At 64.6% G+C, this 17626-nt stretch carries 19 protein-coding genes and 1 pseudogene; 12 read left to right on the forward strand and 8 right to left on the reverse strand.

Going from position 1 to position 17626, the window contains the following annotated elements; genetic code table 11:
• The 4 genes from M3B11_RS04710 to M3B11_RS04725 form a co-directional block, all read left to right on the forward strand.
• Positions 1–716, forward strand: a 716-nt coding sequence (locus M3B11_RS04710; RefSeq protein ID WP_259875606.1) for a recombinase family protein, incomplete at its 5' end; no start/stop codon positions are given.
• A gap of 343 nt (positions 717–1059) precedes the next feature.
• Positions 1060–2577, forward strand: a complete 1518-nt coding sequence (locus tag M3B11_RS04715; protein WP_259875607.1) for a hypothetical protein — start codon at positions 1060–1062, stop codon at positions 2575–2577.
• A complete protein-coding gene (locus tag M3B11_RS04720) occupies positions 2574–3443 on the forward strand; it encodes a DNA adenine methylase (RefSeq protein WP_259875608.1) in 870 nt (289 codons plus the stop codon). The genes M3B11_RS04715 and M3B11_RS04720 overlap by 4 nt, the downstream gene beginning before the upstream one ends.
• A 701-nt stretch (positions 3444–4144) precedes the next feature.
• A protein-coding gene (locus M3B11_RS04725; protein WP_259875609.1) for an IS3 family transposase occupies positions 4145–5379 on the forward strand; the annotation gives its coding sequence in 2 pieces (ribosomal slippage) (positions 4145–4427 and positions 4427–5379; 1236 coding nt in all).
• A 50-nt stretch (positions 5380–5429) separates the two neighbouring features.
• Here the strand turns inward: M3B11_RS04725 and M3B11_RS04730 are convergent.
• The 3 genes and pseudogenes from M3B11_RS04730 to M3B11_RS04740 form a co-directional block, all read right to left on the reverse strand.
• Positions 5430–5576: pseudogene (locus tag M3B11_RS04730) on the reverse strand (IS3 family transposase); the annotation flags it as partial.
• A 171-nt stretch (positions 5577–5747) separates the two neighbouring features.
• Positions 5748–7064 (reverse strand): hypothetical protein, encoded by a 1317-nt coding sequence (locus tag M3B11_RS04735; RefSeq protein ID WP_259875610.1) that lies wholly within the window; start codon positions 7062–7064, stop codon positions 5748–5750.
• Positions 7064–7567: a MarR family winged helix-turn-helix transcriptional regulator gene (locus tag M3B11_RS04740; RefSeq protein ID WP_259875611.1), complete on the reverse strand. Its 504-nt coding sequence runs from the start codon at positions 7565–7567 to the stop codon at positions 7064–7066. The genes M3B11_RS04735 and M3B11_RS04740 overlap by 1 nt, the downstream gene beginning before the upstream one ends.
• Positions 7568–7710: 143 nt before the next feature.
• Between M3B11_RS04740 and M3B11_RS04745 the strand changes: the two genes are divergently transcribed.
• Positions 7711–7989, forward strand: a complete 279-nt coding sequence (locus M3B11_RS04745; RefSeq protein WP_259875612.1) for a hypothetical protein — start codon at positions 7711–7713, stop codon at positions 7987–7989.
• Positions 7990–8312: 323 nt separating this feature from the next.
• On the opposite strand, the gene panC is transcribed toward M3B11_RS04745, so the two are convergent.
• Positions 8313–9227 (reverse strand): pantoate--beta-alanine ligase, encoded by a 915-nt coding sequence (gene panC, locus M3B11_RS04755; RefSeq protein WP_259875613.1) that lies wholly within the window; start codon positions 9225–9227, stop codon positions 8313–8315.
• 1 nt (position 9228) lies between these two features.
• Entirely contained in the window at positions 9229–9834 is a 606-nt protein-coding gene (locus M3B11_RS04760) for a GNAT family N-acetyltransferase (RefSeq protein ID WP_259875614.1), read from the reverse strand.
• 66 nt (positions 9835–9900) lie between these two features.
• Between M3B11_RS04760 and M3B11_RS04765 the strand changes: the two genes are divergently transcribed.
• Positions 9901–10512 (forward strand): TetR family transcriptional regulator, encoded by a 612-nt coding sequence (locus M3B11_RS04765; protein WP_259875615.1) that lies wholly within the window; start codon positions 9901–9903, stop codon positions 10510–10512.
• Between the two features lie 169 nt (positions 10513–10681).
• Here the strand turns inward: M3B11_RS04765 and M3B11_RS04770 are convergent, their stop codons facing one another.
• A complete protein-coding gene (locus M3B11_RS04770) occupies positions 10682–11887 on the reverse strand; it encodes a hypothetical protein (RefSeq protein WP_259875616.1) in 1206 nt (401 codons plus the stop codon).
• Between the two features lie 117 nt (positions 11888–12004).
• Here M3B11_RS04770 and M3B11_RS04775 point away from each other — a divergent pair, with 117 nt between their 5' ends.
• Together M3B11_RS04775 and chrA are read left to right on the forward strand one after the other, a co-directional pair.
• Positions 12005–12259: a hypothetical protein gene (locus tag M3B11_RS04775; RefSeq protein WP_259875617.1), complete on the forward strand. Its 255-nt coding sequence runs from the start codon at positions 12005–12007 to the stop codon at positions 12257–12259.
• A gap of 9 nt (positions 12260–12268) precedes the next feature.
• Entirely contained in the window at positions 12269–13519 is a 1251-nt protein-coding gene (gene chrA / locus M3B11_RS04780; protein ID WP_217005183.1) for a chromate efflux transporter, read from the forward strand.
• 314 nt (positions 13520–13833) lie between these two features.
• Here the strand turns inward: chrA and M3B11_RS04785 are convergent, their stop codons facing one another.
• Both M3B11_RS04785 and M3B11_RS04790 read right to left on the reverse strand, forming a co-directional pair.
• Positions 13834–14097, reverse strand: a complete 264-nt coding sequence (locus M3B11_RS04785; protein ID WP_165883056.1) for a hypothetical protein — start codon at positions 14095–14097, stop codon at positions 13834–13836.
• Between the two features lie 73 nt (positions 14098–14170).
• Positions 14171–14587, reverse strand: a complete 417-nt coding sequence (locus tag M3B11_RS04790; protein ID WP_165883055.1) for a thioesterase family protein — start codon at positions 14585–14587, stop codon at positions 14171–14173.
• 184 nt (positions 14588–14771) lie between these two features.
• Here M3B11_RS04790 and M3B11_RS04795 point away from each other — a divergent pair, with 184 nt between their 5' ends.
• From M3B11_RS04795 to M3B11_RS04810, 4 genes are all read left to right on the forward strand, one after another.
• Positions 14772–15170, forward strand: coding sequence for a molybdopterin-binding protein (locus M3B11_RS04795; protein WP_102159852.1), 399 nt, complete (start codon positions 14772–14774; stop codon positions 15168–15170).
• Between the two features lie 189 nt (positions 15171–15359).
• Complete coding sequence (gene modA / locus M3B11_RS04800; protein ID WP_259875618.1) at positions 15360–16130, forward strand: molybdate ABC transporter substrate-binding protein; 771 nt, start codon at positions 15360–15362, stop codon at positions 16128–16130.
• Positions 16127–16912, forward strand: coding sequence for an ABC transporter permease (locus M3B11_RS04805; RefSeq protein WP_259875619.1), 786 nt, complete (start codon positions 16127–16129; stop codon positions 16910–16912). The genes modA and M3B11_RS04805 overlap by 4 nt, the downstream gene beginning before the upstream one ends.
• Positions 16909–17616: an ABC transporter ATP-binding protein gene (locus tag M3B11_RS04810; protein ID WP_259875620.1), complete on the forward strand. Its 708-nt coding sequence runs from the start codon at positions 16909–16911 to the stop codon at positions 17614–17616. Before M3B11_RS04805 ends, M3B11_RS04810 begins: the two co-directional genes overlap by 4 nt.
• Positions 17617–17626: the final 10 nt, after the last annotated feature.

The raw sequence follows: 17626 nt of genomic DNA on the forward strand, positions 1-17626 counted from the left end.
GGGGGCGGAGCCAGCGCACCGCCGAAGCCGTCGCCCCGGTTCGCCGGTTCCTGCCGACGCACCGCATCCGCGACGCCGTGATGAGCCGCCGCGGCCTCGAGTGGGGCATCCCCGCGATGCTGCTCGCCGCTCCCTACATCGCAGCCGTCAAGCTCCTGACCGAGCACATCGAGCAGGCCGGTCCCGGCTGGGGTTGGCTGCATCTGGTCGTGCTGCTGTGCGCATGGAACGCGCTCAAGATGCTCTGGCTCGGCCCGATGAGCCTCATCGCCCTCGCCAGTGCCCGGCACCGCGAGCACGTCCAGCGCCGCGCCGCCCGTCGCGAAGCCGAGACGCACGGTACGCCGGACGAGACTCTGGTCATGGCCCGGGGGTGCATCATGAACGCCGTCACCTACCGGTACAGCGCGGAGGAGAACCCGACCAGGCTGAACCAGCAAGAAGCCGACTGCCGCCGCTACGCCAACGAGCACGGCCTGACCATCATCGAGGTCTTCACCGACACCGGGCACAGCCGCCACGGCCTGCATCACATGCTCGATGCCGCCCAGCGGGAGGACGTCACCGGGCTCATCGTCACCGACCTTGCTCGGCTCGGTTCCAAGTATGCCGATCACGTCGCCGTCGTCCAGCAGCTCCACGACGCCGGAGTCGACATCCACGTCACCAAAGACCGCACCTCGGACCCGGCTACTCACTTCACGACGCCGCGGTGACGCTCCACGTCGCAAGGGGGAACATCACGGGCACGCAGGATGCGCTCCTCCTCGGAGTCATGCAGGCTTACACCAAAGTCGATGTTCCCGGGGGACTGCTCGCCCGGCGGCGGCAGGACCTACGCCAGAGCAGCCCCGAATGCCTCGGCGCCTGGCCCTGCTCCCGGCCGCTGGGTGCGGCTCGCTCTGCCACCCTCATCCCTTCGCGACATGGCGGGGGAAGGACGTTGCGCCAAGAAGTCGCACCGTGTCCACGGGCTGTGGGAGGATGTGCTGGAGACCTCCAGGAGGAGAACTGACGTGCCGGTAGCGAGGCAAGACTAGTAGGAGAGGGGCGACGTGCATGGCTAAGTCGTCGACTAAGAAGCCCATGCGTCCGCCTTTCCCAGTTGAAGACATAGCTCTCGATCTGATTGACCTCGATATACGGAACTCTCGGTTTCCGCGAGATGCCCAATCGCAGACCGATGCATTCGAGCTGATGTTGAACACCGCCGGCGATGACTGCCTCGAAATGCTCAGGGATTTGACCCGGTCCGGACGTATGAATAGTTCTGACACCCCGATCGTTGTAGCTCGCGATGGACGCTACGTGATGATGGAGGGAAACCGCCGTCTAACGTGTCTCCGACTTTGGGCTGACCCTACTCTGCTACGCCAGGACGAATCGCTGGAAAAGCAGTATCTTTCTCGTGTTGAACGGCTGGTCGACGACAGCGCCTACGCTCCGCCAGCAGTGTTGCGCGTGGCGGTAGCACCAGATGAGGCGGACGCGGACGTCTGGATCGAGAGAAAGCATACGGGTGGCGCAGGCGGCGCAGGCACCGTTGAATGGGGCGCCGCGATGAAGGATCGTCGTCGAGCACGAAACGATCCGGCTAAGGCTTCCCGCGCTATGGCATTCGTCGAACTTGTGTCCGGCGAGTATGCAGAAGAGCCGGACGTGCTTGCCGCTCTAGAGACGGTCCGTAGTGCCCGCTACACGTTCATCCAGAGGTTTGTGGATCGCAGTGTCGTTCGCGACATGATCGGCCTCGACTTCTCGAATGGGAAGATGGCGTTCCGTCATGGAGCCGAGCTCTCCCTGCCGATCATCCGACAGGTGCTCACCGACTTTGCACAACCGAAGGCTGAGTCCGGCAAGACTTGGGCGCGGGAACTGGATACGGTAGACGACTTCCGTGACTACCTCAATAAGTATTCTCACCTCCTCCCCGGAATGGGAGACACGCGCGCAAGGGAGCCACACGGTGCCGGCAAGGAGGCACAGGGGTCAGCTGGGGCGACAGGTGCTCGTTCGGGCGGAGCCCAGGGTGAGCCAACGAACAGTGGGTACTCAGGAGATGGCGGCGGTCAGAGCCATGGGAGCAGCAAGGCTGAGGCCAATGATCCACGGCCTCCGCGCCCAACACCTGGCCGGGAGCACATCCTTCGAGGGCTCGTTCTAGACAAGTTCACGCCACGTATCCAGGAGATGGTGCGCCAAACATCGTTGCTTAGCGTGCAACGTCAAAACGAAACAGTCTCAGTGATGCTGCGAGTCATCCTTGATCTCACGGCGTATCAATTCCTCATGTCGCACGGTCAGCAAAACGTGCCCAAGGATCTTGACAAGAGAATCAAGAGCGCCATCAAGATAATTGATCCACAAGCCTCGGATGCGCTTGGCACGGCCGAGGCTACGCCGCCGCTTCGTAAGGCATTTCACAACACGACTGCGGACAGCATCAGGCTCGCTCAGTACGCGGTGCATGACATCCATAGCGGCCGGACGCCCGCGGAAGTCTTGACTTTGGCGGATCGTTATACCCCGGTCCTTGTCGAGATGAACGCCCATATGGGGAGCACGCCGATCCAATGAGGTATCTATCACCACTTCGATACCCAGGGGGAAAAGCCCGACTTGCGCCTTACCTCGCAAGGCTTATCTCTGCCCAAACTCCTGAGCCACGTCAGTATGCAGAACCTTTTGCTGGGGGAGCGGGAGCGGCTCTGCATCTCTTGCGCGACAGCGTCGTGGATCGAATCCACTTGAATGACCTGAACCCTGGGATCGCGGCGTTCTGGCGGGCCTCACTAGATTTCCCGAATCAGTTTTGTAGAGAGATTCGGTCTGTACCTTTAACTATTGAGGAATGGCGTCGACAGAGCGAAATATATGCAACTCCCGCGGGGCGGGAGGACTTCGAGCTTGGATTCGCTACTTTCTACCTGAACCGAACGAACCGGTCGGGCATCCTGGATGCTGGGCCGATCGGCGGGTTTGAACAGCTTGGCAAGTGGAAGATTGATGCGCGATTCAATCGTGAGTCACTTTCGACAAGGATCCAGGCTATCGCAGATATGCGCCATCGGATCTACGTCACCGAATATGATGCGTTAGATTTTCTTGGCTCGATTCAAGATGTCTCGACCGACGTTTTTGTCTATGCAGATCCTCCGTACCTTGTTCAAGGCGAAGGCCTTTACCTGCATGCATTTGACGCGGAAGCTCACCTAGAACTCGCGAGGGTTCTGGCGAGTGCCCAGTTCCCTTGGATTCTCACTTACGATGATGACCCACGGATCACGAATCTGCTCTATAGCGGCGGGAGATGCGCCACTTTCGACATCGCCCACACTGCGCATCGCCAACACGTTGGAACCGAAGCTGTGATCTACTCCGAAAACCTGGTTGTTCCGGACCTGGAGATCACGGCAGGTCGGGTAGCCCGATGGACCGCTTAGCGCCCTCGGGATCCATCCTGAGCTAGAGATCCGCTGATTCTACGATGGGATCTAATCCCACGGGTTCGCTCACCTCTCGCGGCCATGCGTGTCTCGCAGGGTGATCCCCGCATGCATTAGGTGCACTCGAACCGAGCTTGGATTGAAGCCGAGCCGCTCGCCGATCCTGGCCAGGGACTCGCCCTGCTCGTAGCGACGGCACATCTCGATCACCTGTTCCGATGATGGCTTCTCACGACGCAGTCGAACGCCTCGTTCCCGCAACCGTCCAGCGAGACGCTGACGGCTTACACCCAGGTCGCTCGCGATCAACCGTAGGGTGTCACCATCCAGGTAGCGGCGTTCCGCCTCATCGAGCATCGTCGAGGTCAGTCGCGGAACCTGGCTTGGGAGCGGCCGCGTGGAGGCCGGCGATAGGGCAGCCTTCTTGCGCCGCCGACGGATCGCACGATGCGACGAGACCGCCAACTGCAAGGACGGGGCAAGGTTAGAACACTGTCGCGCTACCTCCACATTTGTGAAGTCTCGGGACATCGTTCACTCGATGTCCCGAGATTTCTTTTTGTTTTGGCGTTGATGTCTCGCGTCATCGCTTCGGGTTTCGGACAGAAACGCTGGCCATCATCACGGGTTGAGGTTACCCTCGATTAGTGGACACCCGAGTTAGCGGGATTTGCTGTCCTGCTGGAAGGATGTTCAGTATGTCAGATCAGAAGCGCCAGCGGCGTTCTTATACTCAGGAGTATCGGGTCGAGGCTGCGGGTCTCGTCATTGACACTGGCAGGTCTATTGCTGCGGTGGCCAGGGAAATCGGAGTCGGTGAGCAGACCCTGGGCACCTGGGTGAAAGCAGAGAAGGGCCGGCGTCGCGTCGATGGGGAATCCACGGGCGCGTTGAACGAGGATGAGCGGGCTGAATTGGCACGGTTGAGGCGGGAGAACTTCGATCTGAAACAGGACAATGAGTTCCTGGGAAAAGCAGCCGCCTTCTTCGCGTCGAAGCCTCGAAACAAGAGAAATTCGAACTGATGGACTCGGAGAAGGCACGCTACGCGATCCGCCGGATGGCCAGACTCCTTGATGTGACGAGATCCGGGTACTACGCATGGAAGAAGCGCCGGCAGGCCGGAGCTTCGAAGCGCGCGCGAGCGCAACGTAGTCTTGACGGGCAGGTCGCAGCGGTCCATGCGGAGTCTGATGGTGTCTACGGGGCACCGCGAGTGGCAGCGCAATTGGCTCGACAAGGCGTGTGCGTGGATGAGAAGACGGTCGCGGCATCGCTGCGCAGGCAGGGCCTTGAAGGGATCAGTCCGCGCAGGTTCAAGCCGGTGACGACTCTGCCGGGTGTGGCGACTCATCACATTCCGGACCTCGTGAAACGGGTCTGGGATCGAGGTGAGTTGGATGCTGTGTGGATCAGCGATATTACGTATCTTCGCACGTGGGAAGGGTTCGTGTATTTGTGTGTGATCCGCGATGGGTGCTCACGCCGAGTGATCGGTTGGGCAATGGCCGATCGGCAGAATTCTGACCTCGTGGAACGGGCGTTGAGGATGGCTCATACATTAAGAGAAATGGTTCCAGATGACGTCATATTTCATGCGGACAAAGGCGCGCAGTACACGTCGGCTCAGTTGCATCAGGCATCTGTCGAACTGGGGCTTAAGCAATCGGTGGGCCGGACTGGGGTGTGTTGGGATAACGCGATGTCGGAATCATTCTGGTCGTCGTTGAAAACGGAGTTCTTCGAGCGGCGAGTGTGGCCGACCCGGGCTGAAGCGATGCGGGCAGTCGCTGGCTGGATCGAAGTGGTCTATAACCGACGGCGGTTGCACTCGGCGTTGGGAATGGTCCCGCCGGTGGAGTTCGAAGAGAAGTTCTTGGCCGAGCAGAGTGCCGGCCAGATCGGAGAAGAAGCGTCTACGCAGGCTGCGTGATGTGGTTCACGTGTCCACAACTTGCGGGGAACCCCAGGGTCGCAAAGCGACTATTTGCGGGCCTGGGCACTGTAACTGGCTCTGGCATTCGGACGCTGACGGTTGTACCAAACCTCGATGCACTCTATCACCGCAGTCCTTGCCTCCGGCCGCGTACTGAAGGACTCGTGATGGTAGAACAAGGTCTTCAGATGCGAGAAGAAGGTCTCCGCCCTCCTTCAACCTGTCTCGCACAACCATTCGGCCACAGGTGCAGGGGGCCTTTGGGGCGGATCAGCTCTGTCATGTAGTTGCGGGGTGATGTGTTGGGACAGCGTGCTGGCTTCTGCTGACTGCTGCTAGACATCACAATTCACACCAGGGCAACTCTACTTCGTCGCAGGGGTGTGATTGATCCACTCGGGTTCAACGCTACCTGTGGAAAGGTCGAACTCAGCGCGGTACTCATAACCTTGCGGCCACTCCTTGAAGAACCTCAGCGCGTACCGCGTGAGCATCCGGACCCCGACGTCGCGGTGGGCGGGCAACTCGACCTCAGTGACACGGATCCCCAGGTCGCCGGTCTCTCCGTCTGCTTCCACCGCATAGGGTCCTGCGACGCTGCCTCGGGCTGGGTAGGAGTTGATCGCAAACGTGCCCTCGGAACTCGCCGTCAGGTCGAGTGCCGGGTCGAAGGTGATTTCGTGATCATTGATGCGGATGCGCTCCAGGTTCTGACCTGCGAACAGATAGGTGACGCCGTCGAGCACCACGGTGTCACGTCCGGGTTCTGTGCGGACCCAGCGGCCTGGCGCCCGAGCGGGGAAGACTTCGATGATCTCCACATCGAGGCTGTACTTGGCGAAGCTGCGCATCTCACCTTGTATCGGTATTGGGACTGGGAAGCCTTGCAGCGGTCGAGGTTCCCCGTTGATCGTGAGCTTCATGTTCGCTCCTCCACCAGTGCGAAGGAAGTCGAAATCGTTGAGGAAGAAATAGGGAAACAGGTCGGGATTCTGGGAGCTGTGCCCGACTGGCGCGAGCAGGTCGAAGGGTTTGACACGGTTCGTCGACCCCTCGGAGATGTCGATGACAACGTCCCTGCCCTCGACGTCGCGGAACTCCGCGGAGACGTGGAAGCGACCCTCGTCGTCGACCTCAAAACGCTGCTTCTCGATGGCCACGCTGGTGTATTCGTTGACCCCGGAGCCGATGACGCCGCTGTCGAAGTTCTCCTCAGGAGTGAGCGCGACGTCGTCATAGAAGTCAGCGGCACCATCATTGCGGTAGCCGATGATCCGCATACCCGTTTCGCCTGGGCGTTCGATGAGCTGCGGTTCGAAGCCTGAGTAGACGGGATCAGAGTTCTTCTCGAATTCCAGGAGCGCAACTGCGGTGATGCCCTCTTGGGTGACGACGAAGGGGAGGAATACGTCCCGAGTGCCCTCGGCGGCGCGTTCGTAGGCAGCTTCATCGACCATCGTCGTCGGTTCGCTGCGATTGAGCTCGACAATGCTCCACCCAGTGACAGCCGTTGCCAGCACGGTGATGATTGCGGCCGCAACATGAACAACAGTGCGTTCGCCGCGCAGGAACTCTATGGAGATCAACCCGAAGGCCAGCACCAGGAACAGGACCGCAACCGTACGGTACAGGGGAGCAGCAACCAGTGCGGCAGCGGCAAGTGCGATGGATGCCCACGCCATCACCGCAGCACCTCCGGGTCTGGTCGCAGACTCTGTCCGTTGAGGTTGAGTGACATTCGGTCGAGAACAGCCATGCAGGTTGCAACGTCTCTGTCGCCGATCCCGGCGAAGATCTCATCAAGGGCATCCTGGGCAAAGTCAGTGGTGCGGGCCAGATATTCCTGTGCTGCCGGTGTCAGCTCGACAGTCTGCCCACGTCGATCACTCGGGTGGGGGCGGCACATGGCGAAACCTAGCTTTTCGAGTGCTCTCACGAGTTTCGCGGTGTTCTGATGCGAGGTGCCCAGAACCCGGGCCAAGTGGGAGATCAGAGGAAGTCTGTGGAGGCGGCTGAGGATCAGCATGGCGTGGAGCTGCTTGAAGCTCAGTGGCCTCAAGCGTGCGTCGTAATGCGCCTGCATGCGGTTGGCCAGCGTGTGCACTCCAGCGAAGATCAGCTCTTTCTCGCCCGTGATGGAGTCTTCGTCATCGGCCGGCCTGGCGTTGTCGCTCGCGGTTGTCACATCTTTCTCCTCAGGCGCTCCACTCAGCTGTTCTACGACAAGTGTACAACTAGTTACATACAGGCACTGGTCTCAGCCTGCTGGTTTCCTTGCGATTCCGCTCCGTCGTCCCGGATGTCTGCACGCTGGCCGGCTAACCGTGCGTGTGTGGTTCGATCCTGCGCTTCAACGGCCAGGTCAGCGTGTTCTGGGCCGGGTACCATCGGCCCGGTCATGGCGGCCGAAGCGATCAAGCTGCTGACCGCATCGGAACGCCGCTGCTCGGCCGGGTGCTGCTCTTCGACGCCCTGACGATGACCTGGCGCGAGCTCACCCTGGCGCCAGATCCTGACGCAGCTGAGGTCACGGCGATCGGTGAGCCCACCGCCGAGGTGGGCTGTCAGACGGCGCCGCCCCCCGCCTCGGTCACGGGGAGAGTATGACGTCCCGCGAGCTCAGCGAACGGCTGGAGGAAGGCACTGTCGTGGCCGTCGACGTGCGCGAAGCGTTGCAGCGGGCGATCGCCGCCATCCCACAGTCTGGGGCTGTTCCTCTCGCCGAGATCGAACAGCGCAACTGGGGCGCTCTGCCCCAGACCGCAGCTGCGACGACATCCGTGTTCTGCTGCAGAAACAGGGGCACGCTCGCAGCAGGCGATCGGCATTGCCGCCCGGGTGCACGTCGAGGTCTCAGCGGTGAAGTCCCATCCCGCCCGGATCTCCCCGCGGCTCGGGGTGCGCGATCGGACGCAGCTGGTCGTGTGGGCCTACCGCAGCGGCCTGGTGCGCTCAGAGGTGCCTGAGGCCGGCGAGCCGGGGCCGAGGTGCAGATTGTCGATCAGCCGGACACTGCCGACGTAGGCGGCGATGAGTGCAAGCGCCGGCAGCTCGGTCGTCGCCTCCAGAGTCGCCGGGTCGACGGCCTCCAGATAGTCAAGTGTGACATCCGGGGTGCTGTGCACCTGCCGTCTCAGCCCTTCGAGATTCCAGTCGCGGCCGGCGTGGGCGCGTTCCCGCAGCGCGAACAGCGCCTTCGACAGCGCCAGCGCCGCTTCCTCCTGCTCGCTGCTCAGCAGCAGGTTTCTGCTCGACATCGCCAGCCCGGCAGGCGTGCGCTGCGTGGGCACCGGCTCGATGGTGACGGGGAAGTTCATGTCCTCGACCATCCGCTTGACGATCATCACCTGCTGGGCGTCCTTCTCACCGAAGTACGCGTGCAGACGGGCCGGTCCCGGCGGATCGAAGATGTTGAACAGCTTCGCCACCACCGTGGCCACCCCGTCGAAGTGACTCGGCCGCGAGGCACCCTCCAAGGTGGTGCCCATCCGGCCGGAGGACACCCGGATGATCGGCGCGTCGGGATAGCCGGGGTACATCTCCTCGACCTCCGGGGCGAAGACGATATCGACACCGGCGTCCTGCATCGTCTGGCAGTCTCCGGCCAGATCGCGCGGATACCGCTCAAGGTCGAGCGGCGACTCGAACTGCAGCGGATTGATGAACAGCGAGGCGACCACGACCTCGTGCGCGGCCCGGGCGGCCTGCATGAGGGCGGCATGCCCGCCGTGTAGCGCACCCATCGTGGGGATGAGCCCGACGGAGGTGGCGTCGCGGTTGCGGATGTGTTCGGCCATCTCCGAGCGCAGCTCGGCGACAGTGCGGGTGATGATGAGCTCGGCCATGTCAGGTCCCTGGGTTGAGCGAGGAGGTCCCGGCCAGCCTATCGTCTGCGAGCATCCCGAAGATGAGGGTGTCGGTCCATTCGCCCTTCGACCACCAGTCCTGGCGCAGGTGGGCCTCAGCGATCATGCCGACCCGCCGTGCCAGCCTGGCCGAGGCGGTGTTGCGGGCGTCCATCTGCGCGCCCACCCGGTGCAGGCGGTAGTGATCGAACGCCACAGCGAGCACGGCGGCGACCGCCTCGCTGGCGTAACCGCGGCCGCTGTGCGCGGGATCGAGAACCCAGCCGATCTCCGCCGTCGCCCGGGTCCCGCCCGTCTGCCACAGCGTGACATCGCCGATCACCGCAGTGTCGTGTTCGATGATGAGGGCCAGGCTCGCAGCCGAGGTGTCGAGACCGGTGCAGGTGAGCCGCTCGGCTGTTTTCTCAGCGGCCAGGGTCGGCGTCCAGGCTTCGTCGAGCAGGTAGCGGGCGACGGCGGGCTGGGAGTAGATGCCCAGCAGCGCCTCGGCATCGTCGCGGCGGTGGGTGCGCAGCCGCAGCCGAGGTGTGAGCACCGGCAGCTGCAGGGGCGGGCAGTCAGGTGGAGGAGGGGGAGTCTCGGTCATCGCGGCTCTCCTTCGGGCGGTGACGGCATCAGAGCTAACCTAACACGCATAGGGTAAGCTGGTGTCGTGAGCTACTGGGATGCACCGAGGCCCGTGCGGCGCCGCCGCGCGATCGACGTGGATGCGCTGGCCCGCGCAGCGGCTGAGCTGCTCGATTTGGGCGGCTTCGCGGCCCTGACGATGCGCGCCGCTGCCGAGCGGCTCGGTGTCGCAGCGGCCAGCCTGTACTCGAGGGTGCGCGGCGTCGACGATCTGCGCGACCTCGCCCTCGATGCCGCGCTGGCTGACGACGGGAGCGTGCAGCAGGCGGTGGCCGAGGCTGCGATCGATGAGCTGATGGTGGCGTACTTCCGCCATCTGCGCCGCCATCCGTGGGCTGGTCAGGTGATCGCGCTGCGCACACCGCGCGGGCCGCACTATCTGGCGCTGTCGGAGCGGATGTGTGTGCTGCTGCGCGATGCGGGTATGGCCGACCCGCTCGGCTGCGCCTATGCGCTGTCGAACCTCGTGATCGGCTCGGCACTGACGTCGGCGATGGCGGCAGGGGAACAGGCCGCGCTGGTCGATCCCACCATCGCCCCGGTCTATGCGGAGTTGCACGCCGGCCACACCGTCGACCCTGAACACATCCTCACCGCTGCGGTTCAGGCTCTGCTCGCTGCCGCACCCACGCGCTGAGACGACCACCGCAGGAATCCACCCCGGCACCTGCAGCCGAGGCGCGCAGCCGAGGTGCGCAGCCGAGGTGTGCAGCCGGGTCCCGCAGCCGTGGTGCGAACCCGGAAAATCGGATGCAGCAGATGCCGGGGTGGCGCGCTGCGCACCACCCCGGCATCGGGATCAGAGATCAGTGGTTGTGACGGTCGTGCTCGTGATCATGGTCGTGTCCGTCACCATGGTCATGGTCGTGTCCGTGGCCGTCATCGTGACCGTGCGCGTCGGCTCCAGCACTTACCTCACCGGAGGCGGTGGCGATCTCACCGGTCACCGGAATCTCCGTGCCGATGGTGCCCGACTCCGGATCGATGACCCGAAGGGTCCCGTCCGTGCCGTGAACGAGCGCTTCACCTTCAGCACCGCGGCCCAGTGAGCGGAACGAATACGCAGCCGGCAGGTCGACGAGTGTCAGCTTCCCGCTCGTCGTGTCGGTCAGGGTCACCCGCGTCGGACGCTCGACCTCGGCCTCGGGATCGGTCTTGTAGTCACTGAGCACGACCGGGGAGTCCTCGTGTCCGCGCTGGTTGCCGATCCGTCCGTGCTCATCGGGGGAGTCGACCTTGGTGATCTCATCGCCCTTGATGATGAGCAGGCCGTTCTCGCAGCCGACGGTGATGACTCCGTCCTTGACGGCAGCCTCACCGTGCACGCCGGGGCAGTCGCTGTTCTCGGCGACGTCCTTGCCTTCGGCGTCGCGGATGACGACACCGGAGCGGGTGTCCTCATTGCCGACGGTGTGGATCATCGAACCGTCGGCACGCACAACGGCGACACCATGGTGAGCCTCCTTCGCCTGGGCCTTCTCCGTCTTGATCGGCGCATCAGCGGAGAGCTCGGCAGGATCGAAGGAATGGATCTCGCCAGTGCCGTCGAAGAACGCGACCGAGGTGCCGTCATGGTTGACGAGGTGGCCCGGGTGGCTGCCCTCGATGCGCTGGTCGGTCAGCAGCGGGTCGGTGGTGTAGGAGTGCGAATGGTCGCCGTGCGGTTCGGACCAGGTGCCCATGTCGAGCAGCCGGAACGCGTCGCCTTCAGTGAGGAACAGGTGCCGGTTGTCGCCTGCGGCGTTGAGCCGGGTGAAGCCTTCGGCTTCGAAGGTGCCGAGCACCTTGTGCGACTCTGCGTCGAGCACCATGACGCCGCCGTCATAGGTCAGCGCGATGCGCTCAGCCGGGCCTGCGGTCTCGGCGGTCTGCCGTTCGGTGGGCTCAGGGGACTGCCCGGCGGAGTCCGAGTTGGTGCTGCCGCAGCCGGCGAGCACTGTCAGATACAGCGCCGCAGCCGAGGCGGTGAGGAGGGATGGGATGCGTGATGCGTGGAGAGTCGTGCCGGTCATAGTGGCAGCGCGCGGCGGATAATGTCATAGGTTCATGTGCGCCTCAGCACCGGCAGTACGGCGGGACGTCCGATGAGTCGGACATCGCAGTCAGGAGCGACTCACCGGAGGACTGCCGTGAGCATCAAGCTCGACTTCACGACGACGTTGGAGTGCTACCGCGCACGCACCGGCCGTTTCGATCGGATCGAGGTACCGGATACGAGCTATCTCATGGTCCACGGAGCCGGTGGCCCGAACACGGTCCCAGCATTCACCGCCGCGATCGAAACGCTCCACCCGGTGGCCTGCACCCTGGCGCCGGACCATCCTGCGTCAGCCCGTGCGCTGACGCCGGCGTCGTTCGCCTCCTGTTCACTTGCCTGCCGTTGAATGGTAGGTATGCCAGCTTCCGCCGCCTCCCCTGACCGCCCACCAGCAGCCGCACCCGCCAGCCGGGGATCCGTCGCTGAGGTGTTCTGGGTCTTCCTGCGGCTCGGGCTCACCTCCTTCGGCGGCCCGGTCGCCCACCTCGGGTACTTCCGTGAGGCCTTCGTCGAGCGCCGCCGCTGGCTCAGCGACCGCGCTTATGCCGATCTCGTCGCGCTGTGCCAGTTCCTGCCGGGCCCGGCCTCCAGCCAGGTCGGCATGGCGCTGGGCCTCAAGCGCGCCGGCTTCGCCGGCATGATCGCCGCCTGGATCGCTTTCACCCTGCCCTCGGCACTCGTGTTGGTGGCCTTCGGCTTCGGCATCCATGCCCTCGGCGACCTCGGCGACGCCGGCTGGCTCATCGGCCTCAAGGTCGCAGCCGTAGCCGTCGTCGCGCATGCGGTGCTCGGCATGGCGCGCTCGCTGACTCCCGACGCACCGCGGGCGAGCATCGCGGTCGCCGCCCTGGCCATCGCCCTGCTCGTGCCCACCGCATGGGCGCAGGTCGCTGCGATCGTGCTCGCCGGCATCATCGGGCTGGTATGGCTGCGTCCGGCCGCGCCCGAGGCGTCAGGCGCCTCAGGCGGGCAGAGTCACCCGTTCAGGGTGCGTGTGCCGATGCCGGTGGCCGCCGGCAGCCTCATTCTCTTCGCCCTCCTGCTCATTGGGCTGCCGGTCATCACGCGGCTCACCGGCAGCGATGCGCTGCAGTTGGCAGATGTGTTCTACCGCGCCGGCGCGCTCGTGTTCGGCGGCGGACATGTCGTGCTGCCTCTGCTGCAAGCCGAGCTCGTGCCGGCAGGGATCGTCTCGAACGATGCCTTCCTCGCCGGCTACGGTGCCGCCCAGGCGGTGCCCGGCCCGCTGTTCACCTTCGCCGCTTACCTCGGCACGGTGAGCACCACCTCGGCGACGGGAGCGGTGGGCGCGGCGATCGCGCTGGGCGCGGTGTTCCTGCCGGCGGCGCTGCTTGTCATCGGCACGCTGCCGCTGTGGCAGACGCTTTCCGGGCACCGGCTGGCCCGCCGGGCATTGAGCGGCGTCAACGCCGGCGTGGTCGGGATCCTCGCAGCCGCGCTGTACCATCCGGTGTTCACCACCGGCATCACCTCGCCGCTGACCCTCGTCATCGGAGCCGCCGCTTTCGTCGCCCTAAGCGTGTGGAAGGCCCCGGCTTGGGCCGTCGTCGCCGCCGCCGGGCTGCTCGGCTTTCTCGTCCTCTGAACCGCTGGGCGCGGCGGGGCTGCAGCGCCGCGGACGCGCGAACGGGAGGGCCAGCCCCTTTCTGATCGGCATGCTCAGGGCGAGCCTGATCGGCATGCTCAGGGCGAGCCGAATCGTGCCGGGTCCGCTTGCCGGCGGCATCCCCTCGAGTGCGGTGTGGACCTCCACGTCGCTGATGACGAGCTCTCAGCGCCCGGCCAGTCGCGGCTCGGAGCGCTGTGGGCCGGCGCTTGAGGACACCGCGCAGCCGGAAGATCCGGTGGGCAGCAGCAGAGCCCGCCGGGGACCCGACGGGCTCTGCCCAATGCTGCGATTCAGTGCCGCCAGGTGTCGACGGGTGGATCGCCTTCGGTCTTGCTGATGATGCGGTGGGTGCCGTCTTCCTGCAGAATCGCCTCATCTCCGTGTGCTGCCGCAGTCGTGGCAGTCCGCGCTTCGGAATCGTCTTCGACATAGCCGACGCGTTCGCCCTTGCCGACCTGTGAGTCGCCAAGCACCTTCTCGGCCGCCTCTTCGACCTTGTCGAGACCCTTCGAGCCTGAGCTGCTCGATTCCTGTCCGCTCTTCGTCATGGTCATCGCCTCCTTTGCTCATCCAGCTTATGCCGACTGCCAGCTGCTTGGAAACCTCACTGGGCGTGTCGGTGACTGCTCAGCTCAGGGTGTCGAAGAATTCCCGCGTGGCATCGTTGAACGGTTCGGAGCGGCGGGTGCTTGTGCGGATCTGCACCATCACCGATTCGGCCCGTGCGCATACGGTCTCGTCGACGAAGATGACCTGCTCGACAGTCAGCGAAGAGGTGCCGACCCGGCTGATCCGGCTGCCGATCGTCACGGTGCCCGGCCAGTGGACTTCCTGCAGATAGTCAATCGTGATCCGCGCGAGTACGAATTCGCGATCGGAGACCTCGGAGTGCCGATCAATCCGGGAGATGATCTCGACCCGGCCGGTTTCGAAGAACGTCGCAAAGACCGCGTTGTTGATGTGGCCCTGTCTGTCGGTGTCGGAGTAGCGCAGCTTGTCTGTCGTGGTGAGCGGAAAATCCGCTGGAGAGAGATCGTCGTGCATGCCCCCATCGTGGCACAGTGGGGGTAGTTTCGAGAGCATCCACGTGCCGGAAGCGGCCCCGCATGTCGGCTCCTGTGCGCAGCGGATGAATTCCGCTATGCAGTCAGATCTGCGTGTGGCGTGCTGGCGTGGCAGAATGATTGAAGTTCGAACCAGTCATCCCGAATTTTGGAAAGGTGGAGCCATGGCTGATCTGCGGATCTCCGATGCTGCTTTGTTCATGGGGGTCAGTGATGACACCCTTCGCCGGTGGATCCACGCGGGAAAGCTCTCCCAGCGCCTCGACGGCAGCGGGCGCGCCGTCGTCGATGGAGCCGAACTGGCCGAGTTGGCCCGCACGAGCGCGGTGCTGCCGAAGGATCCGGCGGCTGTGCAGTCCTCGGCGCGCAACCGGTTCGTCGGTCTCGTGACCGCCGTGAAGAAGGACGGCGTCATGGCCCAGGTCGATGTTCAATGCGGCCCCCACCGGGTTGTCTCGCTCATGTCGGCTGAGGCTGTTGAGGAACTCGAGCTCACAGTCGGCGATGTCACGACCGCCGTCGTCAAGGCCACCCAGGTGCTGCTGGAGATGCCGCGGCGCTGATTCGGAGGCTGGGCTTCAGTGCAGGCGCAGCTGACCGCGTTCTGTTGAATCCGCAGCTGCGGGTCGACATGGAGAATAAGTGTTGATCATCGTATGAAATCTGCTGCGTCGAACGCATATGCAGTGCTAGGGTGTTCTCAGGCGGGCACGGACTGCTGCCAGCATGGACGCGGCAAGGGGATCACACTGATGAAATCGACTCTCACCACCACCGGTGCGCTCACGGCGGTTGCCACCCTCATGCTCAGCGCCTGCTCCAGCGGGTCCGGCAACGGCGGCGAATCCGACAGCGGGTCCATCATCGTCTTCGCTGCTGCCTCTCTCAACCAGGTCTTCGCCGATCTCGGCGAGTCCTTTGAGGAGGAGACCGGCATCTCCGTCGACTTCTCCTTCGGCGGTTCTCCCGACCTTGCCGCCCAGATGCAGGCCGGGGCTCCTGCCGACGTGTTCGCCTCAGCCAATGAGAGGAACATGGACAAGATGACCGACGAGGAACTGATGGAAGGCCAGCCGCAGAGGTTCGCCACCAACGCTCTCACCATCGTCACCGCCCCAGACAATCCCAGAGACGTCGAGGACCTGCACAGCCTGAGCGCCGATGACATCTCACTGGTCATCTGCGCACCCGAGGTGCCCTGCGGTGCCGCCACCCAGGAGGTGGCCGAGCTCGCCGGTGTCGATCTCTCACCTGTGAGCGAGGAGAACGCAGTGACCGATGTGCTCGGCAAGGTCACCTCCGGCCAGGCCGACGCCGGACTCGTGTACGTCACCGACGCCACCGGTGCCGGAGATGACGTCACCGCCGTGGACTTCCCTGAAGCCGCCGAGGTCATCAACAACTACCCGATCGGTGTGCTGAAGTCCTCGAAGAACTCCGAGGCCGCCGGGCAGTGGGTCGACTACGTGGTCTCCGACACCGGCCGGGACGCACTGGCTGACGCCGGCTTCGGCACACCGTGAGTCACGCTGGTCTGCCGCGCTGGCTCTGGCTGCCCGCAGCCTGTGGGGCGGCCATCGTCATCGTGCCCATCATCGGGCTGCTGACCCAGGTGCCCTATGCTTCATTGTGGGGTCTCATCAGCTCGGACTCGGCGCTGAGTGCTCTGCGACTGTCGCTGCAGACCTCGCTGGCGGCCACCGGACTGTGCGTGCTCGGCGGAGTGCCGCTGGCCTTCGTGCTCGCTCGCGCCCGGTTCCCCGGCAGGCGAATGCTGCGCTCTCTGGGCCTGCTGCCGTTGGTGCTGCCGCCGGTCGTCGGCGGTATCGCGCTGCTGTACACCTTCGGGCGCATGGGCCTCATCGGCCGCTACCTCGAAGCAGGCGGCATCTCGATCGCTTTCACCGCCATCGCCGTCGTCCTGGCTCAGACCTTCGTGTCGTTGCCCTTCATGGTCATGACGCTCGAAGGCGCGCTGCGCAGCACCGACCCGCGCTATGAGCGCATCGCCGCAGGGCTGGGCGCCAGCCCCACCCGCACCCTGCTGACGGTGACGGTTCCGGTGCTCGCCCCAGCCCTCGCGTCGGGAACGGTGCTGTGCTTCGCACGGGCGCTGGGCGAGTTCGGCGCCACCCTCACCTTCGCAGGCTCCCTGCAGGGCCGCACCCGCACGATGCCGCTGGAGATCTATCTGGCCCGCGAAACCGACCCGGCCTCGGCGATCGCTCTGTCGGCCGTGCTCATGGTCATCGCCTTCACCATCGTCGTGGCGACCTACCGCACCCCCAAGCAGGCGCGCGCATGAGCGACTTGTCTGCTGTCTTCCGGCTGCCGGCCCGCGGGCTCCACATCGACATCGCGGTCCCGGCCGGGTCGACGACGGCGCTCATCGGGCCGAACGGGGCGGGCAAGTCGACGACCTTCGACGTGCTCTCCGGGCTGCTGACCCCGCCCGAGGCGGAGATCTCCCTCGGCGCGCGCCCGATTGTGCGCACCACCGGCCGGAAGGTGCGGGTGCCTGCGCACAAGCGCGGGATCGTGCAGCTGGCACAGGCGCCGCTGCTGTTTCCCACCATGACCGTCGTCGACAACGTCGCCTTCGGTCTGCGCTGCCGCGGGGTGGCCCGACGCGAGGCCCACAGCCGGGCCGCCGCGATGCTCGAACGCGTCGACCTGGCCGGAATGGAGGACCGGCGGCCGCACCAGCTCTCCGGCGGGCAGGCCCAGCGGGCGGCGATCGCCCGGGCCGCGATCGCCGAACCGGATCTGCTGCTGCTCGATGAGCCGATGTCAGCCCTTGACCGTGACAGCGCGCCGCACATCCGTGCGCTGCTGACGGAGCTGCTCGGAGATGCCACCGCACTGCTCATCAGTCACGATCGTGTCGACGTCGAGGCGCTGGCCGACCGGGTGATCGTGCTCGACCAGGGCGCTGTCGTCCAGGCGGGGACCACAGCTGAAGCGGTGGCGAACCCGGTGCCCGGATTCGCCAGCCGCTTCTTCAGCTGACGCGCTGTCT

The sequence above is a fragment of the Brevibacterium sp. p3-SID960 genome (assembly GCF_025144725.1).
Lineage (GTDB): Bacteria > Actinomycetota > Actinomycetes > Actinomycetales > Brevibacteriaceae > Brevibacterium.